The following is an 8,479-nucleotide window of genomic DNA, read 5'->3' as shown; positions in this document are numbered from 1 at the left end:
CCATCACACCTACTAAAAACAGTATATAAATCATCAATTTTAGAAACACCTAAAAATGTTGAATTATTAAAATTTATTTTATTCTCTGTAATTTGTGTTTTTTCTTGTCCTTTTCCTTTACAATTTATAAGCAAAAATGAAACTATAATTATTAAGATTCTATTTTTCATATGTTGATTAAAATGTTTCAAAGACAGAGTTTTCTTTCCTTTAAAAGTACTATTCTTCACATTTTGTTAAAATGATTGGATTATTACCTTTAAAAGATATTGGATTTATTTTATCTCTTCTGCTTTTATTTACTTCATCATAAAATCCTAACCAATTAAACTCTATTTTTTTATTATTTAATATCTTTATGATTGCAACTTCTTTATCATTGAATATATTTTTTGTTTCTATGTCTTGCATTCCAATACCTTCTACTTCTTTTAATTTATATTTAATAATATTATGATCAGTTGAGTTATCTATTTTTAATAAATGAATATAAAATATATTTGGTTCTACACATATCAAAAGTTCATTACTTGTTTTTATATCTAATCCTCTTGGGTCATCGCAATTAATATTACTCCAATTGCCTTTTAATGAATTATTATTTGATGATGAATTAGTACTTTCTATATTATTTTCATTTATACCTTTTTTTGTACTATTAAAATTTAAATATTCATCATTTAATATACTATAAATAAGAAACTTTCTATTTTCATCTTCTTTTAATAATAAATCTATAATAGTTTTTTCTTCATTTTTTTCATCAAACAAAAAAAAACTAACTCTAAATTCATTTTTATTTTTTAATGGTGTTATTACTAGTGTTTTTTTAATCGTGCTCCAATCATAATCTTGTCCTTTTATAAAGGGGTCGTAATCTAAAATGAGATTATTTTCTTCCGACAAACTGTCCATTCTATTTAGAATGCGAGATGACACATAATTTTCAAGACCTTTTCTGTCTACATTATTGCTATAATATTTTGAATAGAATTCTGTTATTAACTCTTTGCATTTTTCTGTGCTACTTAAAACATTTGAATTCTGTTGCTGATATTGATCTTCATTGCTAATGTAATTTTCTTTTTTCTGTTTACAGTTGATGAATAAACATATTAGCACAATAAATCTTAGTAAAGAATATTTCATAAATTTTATTTTTTATTGCCATCTGAAAATATGATAATCCTTATCTATATAATCATTATGAACTATTATTGAGTTTTGCGTAAAATCTGAAACCCATTGACTTCCTGTCCACATTGAAATGTGTCCCCATTTACGACCTCCAGTTTTATTAAATACTACGATGTCACCCTTTTTAAAATTAGTAATTTTTCCAAGATCAGTAAATCCAATTTTTGGTAGTGCATTTATGTATTGCCATGCATCACCCCAGGATCCAGAAATCCCTCCTGAATTTATTGCTTTTCTTACATAAAGAGCACAATCACCATAAGGTTTCTTAGTTTTAGCGTTGGAAATTATATAATCAACAGCTTTATCTATATCATAACCCTTCTTATTTGGTTTTACAGGAGTATTAGTCGGCTCTCCATCACAACAACTATATCCAAATTCTTTTAAAAATCCTTTTTTCAGATGTAATTCTTTGCTAGGTGCTTTTAGTTCTTCTTGTAAATATTTGTCATAAATCTTTTTAACGTCTTCGTAGGTATAGTCGGAGCTTTGTTGTCCATAAGGAGAATTTGGTAAACTTGCCCAACAAAGACTAGCTATCAATTCAGCTCTTTGTATATCATTTTCTATAATAAATTTAATAATATCACCTTGTTTTCCTTTATATCGCTTTCTCCATTCATCTTTTTTTGAATTTCCAGTATTATAAAAACTATCATATCTATCGGTGGTATAATTATGTTTTAAAATGATTAAACACATTTTATCTTGCGATTCTGGGGTAAAATCAGAAATGCGATATTGTTTCCGATATGCCTTCATCTCATTATATGTAGTCCCCATTATTTGATAAGCGCCTGCTGCATCGGATGAATCATTTATGCGTTTTATATATACCGATATATCTGGGTGCGTACTCCAATCTCTTCCATGATCTTTAATAAATGATTTGCCTCCTACAATTTTTTCGTAACCAGAATCTCCTACAGTATCTTCTTTCACTCTCAACATTCTCAGAAATGCTCGTACTCTAGCTTCACATTCGCAAACACCATTTTCATTAACAGGTTGTTGTATCACATCACTTCCAACTTTCACCGCTCCTGTATAACCAGCCAGTTTTGCAAGTGAACTTCCTTTCTTAAGCTTTGCAGCTGCCATACCTAAATTGCCGTCTGCATCATACAAAACCTTTCCATCGGTATTGTTTTCCTTCACCATTGCATAGACCGTAAGAAGGTTTATTTTATTTCTTATATTATTCCAGACTATTTTTTCTCTTATTACTCCGCTTTTGTCAACTTTTACATTTTTTGCATACAACAGCAACGGGTCTTTCCCAAACACTGAATTTCTAATTTCCAGATATAAATTCTCACTTGGCTTTATTCCCCTTGTATGTGCATAAAAATAGCTGATCTCATCATAATCTACTAAAGTATGCTTCTCTTTTCCGTCAGCACTGCCCAAAATGGCACTGTATATTTCTTTTTTATCCTCTACGTCCAGCTTATAAGATTTAGGAAAATCTTTCCCTTCGCCAATGGCAATAAGCTCAGGCGCCGTAACTTTCGCATAAATCAATCCGTGGCTTCCCGTTTTCCCTTTCATTGAAGAATCTAAAGTTACAGGGATTAATCCCCCATTATAAGATTTTATCGCAATGGTTTTTACAGGATCATCGGTAGGGCCAAGATCATCATCCCACAATACAATATCTATCTTTTCCCCTTCAAGTGCGGTTTGCTCCATCCAGAGATTAATATCCTGTTCCCAGCTCGCTTTTTCTATTTTATTTCCCTGACTGTCAACAAACGTGATATTATTGATGATTGCCTGTATGACATCTACGTTTTTAGTTACTCCTGATCTGCTGTTAATTTTGCATGTTACTGCAAATTTCCCTGCCACTTTTGGGGTAACGGTAACAGATTGTCCTGTTCCGGTCATAAATGGAGCCCGCCAATTAACGGTCTCGTTGGGAAGCAAGTTAGGAAAGATCATTTTGTCTGCTGTCGCTGTCACGGGTTTCCCAACTTTAGGGGTTGCACTGAGTGAGAAACTGACAACATCATTTTCTTTTACTTCAAAATGCCAGTCATCATCTTCTTTTTTAGCTCCTTTCCCATAAGCGTTGGCTGTGATGCTGTAGGCTTCTACTACATATTTTCCTGGTCTTGTCAATTTAAAACCGGGAATCGTAATGCTTTTTCCGGTTCCCAGAGGTTCTCCGTTCAGATTCCATTTTATTTCTGAAGCTTCATCTGAGGGAAGACCAAAATTTTCATCATCTGCCAAAAATTTATACCTCATTTTAGATACAGAAAAAGTCATTGCTGTGCCGGGTCTTATCACCTGAGCAGGATTGGTAATACTTAATACAACATTTCCTTCTGTAATACCAGACATTTCTTTACTGATTTTTTCTCCGGTCTCCGTAGAATATTCTGCAATTATGGTATATTTTGCCCCTTTATTTTTTGGAATTAGGGTTAGTTGTATTCCGGTTTGAACAGCATCAGTAAGAACATTTCCTGCCTCATCCAAAGCGAACATTTTAACTCTTGATTTCTCATCTTCAGTCAGCTGCGGTATGTTGAATTTTGCCTTAAAAACAGATGGAAAATTGTGTCTGAATTTTCTTTGCGCTTTGGCATCTACCCGTGTAGAAAATTCGTTAGTGGTACATTCTATATTGAGAAGCGTGTTTTCTACCACTTCTATGTCAATGGAACAATCAGCATCACATTTATCATATTTCCCTTTTTCAAAATCTGGACTCTTTGGCTTTCCATATCCTTCTACACGATATTTTCCCAGCTGCTCAAAGCTTTGTGAAAACTCTGTTCCAATCTGTTCCCTGATCAAAAAACGGTTTTCTTTGCTTCCCTTGTGATCTGTATATACTACCCAAGAAGTAAGTTGTTTGTTGCCGTTGCTTAGTTGGGCTTCAAACTTTGCCTCTTCTCCTTTCCTTAGATAAATAATGGATTTATCTTTTGAGCTTTTTGCTTTGAATTCCGGTTGGTTCTCTACTTTGGTGACATATATAAAAGTTACCGAAGGGTATTCCGTTTTCTTTTTTGGTTGTTCCACAGCAGGATTTACCATTGCCAGCTCCAGCGGATTGGTATTGTCTGCATGGGCATTGCTAACAGAATCGGTTTGCCCATGTTTATCGATAGTGATTTTCCCACCTGTTGTACATAACAATTCGGAAATCTCAGTAAGTGATTTTTTGCCTTGTACCTGGGTACTTTCATAAGACTTGTTCCATTTGGGAGCTGCAGCTAAAGCACAAGGTAAATTTCCTGAGGAAGATGGTTTTAGAGTACACTTCCCAAAAGTTGCAGCAGGAGGCATAAAGGTTTTGTCATCTTCCGTAGCCAAATATTTTCCCGATTGATCATTAAGCACAATAATATTGTGAGTGGTAACTTGTAAATCTGCAGTTTTGGTTGGATCTTCAGCTTTATCGCAAACGCATTTCGCACCATGTACTACAAAATACTTTCCATCATGTTCGCTTTTGGATGCTTGTTCTTGTTTTTTTTCTTCTTCCTGTTTCTCTTTTTCTTCTTTTTGTTTCTGTTCTTCCTTCTGTTGTTCATTTTTAGATTCATCTTTCGAAGAAGTGTCCCCGTTCAGTATGGCTACTTCATCGGGTGGAGGGGTAAGAAGTGTTGTATTGGCATACAGTGTATTTCCAACCTGATGGTTGAATCCTGCATGTTCGTTATGATAGTCTTTCAGCTTATGCCAGTCTTTTAGCCCAAGCTTTTTTGCAATAGAAGAGTATGTATCTCCTGATTTTACGGTATAAGGAATTGGTTCTGCTGCCATCTTATTGTGTTTTTAACTATTTTTTAGAACTATTTTCTGTTCATAAAGAAAATTATTTTCTATTTCAATTGATATGTTAGTTTCTGAATTTTTTATCCTCCCTGATTCTCCCGTGTATTCTGATTTATGGTAAAAATCTGCAAACAAGGATACATTTTCATCTTTTAAATCTAGAGAATAATCATACTTGTGAGCGTAATGGATAATGTTATCCATCAGTTCTTGAGCGTCTCTTATTTTGGGCTCGTAGAGTAATCGGTTAAGATTTTTATCATATTGTATTTCTCCTCTCCAAATGGAAAACCCGAGGGGTAAAACATTCCATTGGAGTTGGTAAATTTTTCTCTGCTCAAATTTTTGCATTCCTAAGCTAATTACTTTTATAAGATGCAATTGCTTAATGAAGTCTCTTAAATGTTCTTCATCTTTTATAGCATTCATAAAATTATTACGAATATGTGTCGCTCCGTCTCCATGATAAGTATCTTGTAGCGCTTTGTCTACTTTCCTTATTCGCTCTTGGATATCTGCAATATTTACTACAAATAAACGGTATTCTTTTACCCTGCATCTTAAAGGAAATATGGCTTCTGTATATTGATGGGCAATTCCCAGAAATTTGGTGTCTATATTTTCTCCGTTTACTTTAAAGTCAGATCGAACAATCTCCGCATCATATATCGGACTCTTTCCTTTTTCCAAAAAAAGGGTGTAGGTAAGAATAGTTTTATATTCTTGTTCGCCAATTTTCAAAGTACATTTATCTTCGATGGAATAAGTGGAAATAGGTAATATTGAAGGTGGTAACTGCATACAGTCTGATTTTTTACCATTAATTCTTGTTATAACATATTCTAATATTTAGGAAGCTCTTTTTTTAAACAATAATATACCCATAGGGTAATAAAATAATCAGTCTTTTTTTGAGGATAGACCAAATAAATTGTTTAATATTTTAACTCTTTACGATTAAAACCAAACCATTGTGATTGCATATCATTGCATTGATAAACAATTTCATACCTAACAAAATTTTTATCCAAATTCATTTTTCTGTTAACTTCATTAGCTATCTTTAAAGCTTCAGGTTTTAGACTATCCTTTTTACTATTGCATTTTACTTTGTAAATAATTATTCTGTATGTGCAGGTGTCTTTAGGATTTATTATATCGTATTTGGGTTCTCTCCAAACATCTTGTGCCTTACTTGTGCTTTTAATAGAATTGAATAATCTTATTTCTTCTGGTCTTAGTTCTCCATCGCCTGGAGTCGATAGCCAAAAAACCAATACAAAACCATATCTATATACTAAAAAAATCAATAAAGATATTATTGCTGTTATTATAATTTTTTTCTTCATTATTCTTCAGTATAGTATTTATTGTTTTTCTTATCATAAAAGAAGATTTTAGAATTTTTTCTAACTTTTAGAAATATACTATTATGCTTTAAGTCAATTGCAGCATAATTTTTTTGCAGAACAGTATGGGATGTACCTCCGTATCCCATACCACCACTAGGAGTATAATATGTTTTAGTTTCTTGATTAATAAACTGAAAATTCACTAATTCTAAATCCTCGAACCAGTGCCAAACAAATGCTTCTTGCTTTGTATACATATGCCCAAATTTATCTTCATTCGGATTTTTAGCTACAGCAGAAAATTTTACACCATCAATAGTTGGAGCATCATCAAAGTTTTTATACATTAATACTGGATCCCAGTTTATATCTATTTGGAATGTTTTCTCTGGTAAAGTAACTGAGAACCCGGAGACATCTGCAGGAGATAAATGTATTACTTTCTCAATGTTTACTTTTTTTTGATTTATTACACTAATCATACCCTCAGCAAATGCACCACCCATGCTATGAGACACAAACATTATCTTTCTTTTGTTTTCAAAAATTTCTTGATAGAATTTTGAATTTGGATTTGCAAGCCTTTCTTCCGCAAGTTTTTTTCCCATATTAAATCTCTTTTTTCCTCCATCTCCCTTTTCGCCAGCACCATTTATAAAGAGCTCTTTAGTGGTATTATAAAAATATTTTTTTGCACTATTTTTTAGTAAACTTCCCCAATATTTTTCTCCCCATTCTGTACCTGCATAAGGCATACTTTTGTTCCAATAACCACATACATATACTATTAGTGGCTCTTTTTCTTTCACCTTTAAATAATCATTAGAAGTGAAAGGTAAGTCAATATTTTCATTGCTATGACTACATGCGTAAAATAATTCCAATGTTTTGTCTTCTTCATTATTAATCAATTCTGCCAACTTACCCTGTAATTTAATAGATATTACTACCTTATCATTATCATCAATTTTATAGTAATTGATAAAATGATATCCTTTTTCATCATTTCCTACTTCTATCGATTGATTTTTCCCACCTTCTTTTATGTCTGAATCAATTAAGCGGGCTGCTATATTTTTTTCATTTTTGTTTTTCATCTTCACATGAAACCTTACCGTATCACCTAAAAAAGCTTCTTTGATTGGTAAGTCATTTTCATCCGTCCAATATCCTTCATCAAAATATTTGGTAATAGGTTTCCTTTTTACTTCTTTATTCTTATCATATATTAATCCTGGTGACATATTTTGTGCTTTTAATTAAAATAAAAATAACTCTAATAAACTTTAGCTATTTTTAACAAATAAAAATTATAAAAATTCTATTTTTATATATCGTTTGAAAAAATTACTTTCTTTGTAAAAAAATACTGTCCGCTACATATTTCTTACTTAAATCTGAAAATTCATTTATTTTGAAATATTGAAACATGTCAATTTGTTTTTCAATATAACCTTCTTTTTTTAGAATAATATAATTGTTTAGAGGTCGCATTATTTTTCTGTTTGTTTTGTTTCTATAATATTCTGGTCTAATATTTATATTTCCTTTTTTATCGGAAAAATGAAAATATTTATCTTGGACTTTATTTACTGAATCCTTAGTATTTTTCTTTAATAATTGAACTCCTTCCATCGGTTTTTTTGTAATACTGTCATATATTTTCAGTTCGATCGATGGACTGAGATATTCTTTATGTGGAATAAAGCAGGAGCAAAAAGCTACAAGAATAAAAAATAATAATATTTTTTTCATAATATTACTATTTTTGAACACCAAAGTAAACCTAATACATCTTTTTCTGATGCAACATTTCGGTCATAAAAATTATTATTTTTTCGCTCAACATAATAATCGTCAAAATAATATTTCATTAAATCTATTTCGTCAGTAATATTAGGTAAAACACTTTCTTTTTTCACCTTTTGAGTCAATAACGTTGAGGTTCCTTTATGAATATATGAATAGTCATTTTGTCCTCCAAAAGCTTGTAATATTTCGTGTCCAATTTCATGAGCAGCAGTATGTACAAAACTTTCGACATCTTTATTTGTTCCTTCAGATACAGTGATTGGATTACATAATGTAGGATACTTCGTAGATACTTCTTTAAAAATCGCATAAGATTCACC

6 protein-coding genes and 1 pseudogene are annotated in these 8,479 nt (G+C 31.5%); all 7 read right to left on the bottom strand.

Annotated elements, in window-relative coordinates; all coding sequences use genetic code 11:
* Positions 1-219: 219 nt before the first annotated feature.
* Positions 220-1,149: a DUF3828 domain-containing protein gene (locus AB4Y90_RS12015; protein WP_441557817.1), complete on the bottom strand. Its 930-nt coding sequence runs from the start codon at positions 1,147-1,149 to the stop codon at positions 220-222.
* Positions 1,150-1,161: 12 nt separating this feature from the next.
* Entirely contained in the window at positions 1,162-4,983 is a 3,822-nt protein-coding gene (locus tag AB4Y90_RS12010) for a PAAR-like protein (RefSeq protein WP_441557816.1), read from the bottom strand.
* A 12-nt stretch (positions 4,984-4,995) separates the two neighbouring features.
* Positions 4,996-5,796, bottom strand: a complete 801-nt coding sequence (locus AB4Y90_RS12005; RefSeq protein WP_441557815.1) for a hypothetical protein — start codon at positions 5,794-5,796, stop codon at positions 4,996-4,998.
* Positions 5,797-5,930: 134 nt separating this feature from the next.
* The gene (locus AB4Y90_RS12000) at positions 5,931-6,344 is read right to left on the bottom strand and encodes a hypothetical protein (RefSeq protein WP_441557814.1); all 414 of its coding nucleotides are present in this window, start codon (positions 6,342-6,344) and stop codon (positions 5,931-5,933) included.
* Positions 6,344-7,591, bottom strand: a complete 1,248-nt coding sequence (locus AB4Y90_RS11995; RefSeq protein WP_441557813.1) for a hypothetical protein — start codon at positions 7,589-7,591, stop codon at positions 6,344-6,346. Before AB4Y90_RS11995 ends, AB4Y90_RS12000 begins: the two co-directional genes overlap by 1 nt.
* Before the next feature lie 103 nt (positions 7,592-7,694).
* Positions 7,695-8,102, bottom strand: a complete 408-nt coding sequence (locus tag AB4Y90_RS11990) for a hypothetical protein (protein ID WP_441557812.1) — start codon at positions 8,100-8,102, stop codon at positions 7,695-7,697.
* A pseudogene (locus tag AB4Y90_RS11985) lies at positions 8,099-8,479 on the bottom strand (hypothetical protein); the annotation flags it as partial. The pseudogene AB4Y90_RS11985 and the gene AB4Y90_RS11990, both read right to left, overlap by 4 nt.

The organism is Chryseobacterium sp. 2TAF14 (assembly GCF_052115105.1).
Taxonomy (GTDB): Bacteria; Bacteroidota; Bacteroidia; order Flavobacteriales; family Weeksellaceae; genus Chryseobacterium.
The sequence above is the reverse complement of the archived record's forward strand: the minus strand, read 5'-3'. Positions and strand labels throughout refer to the sequence as shown.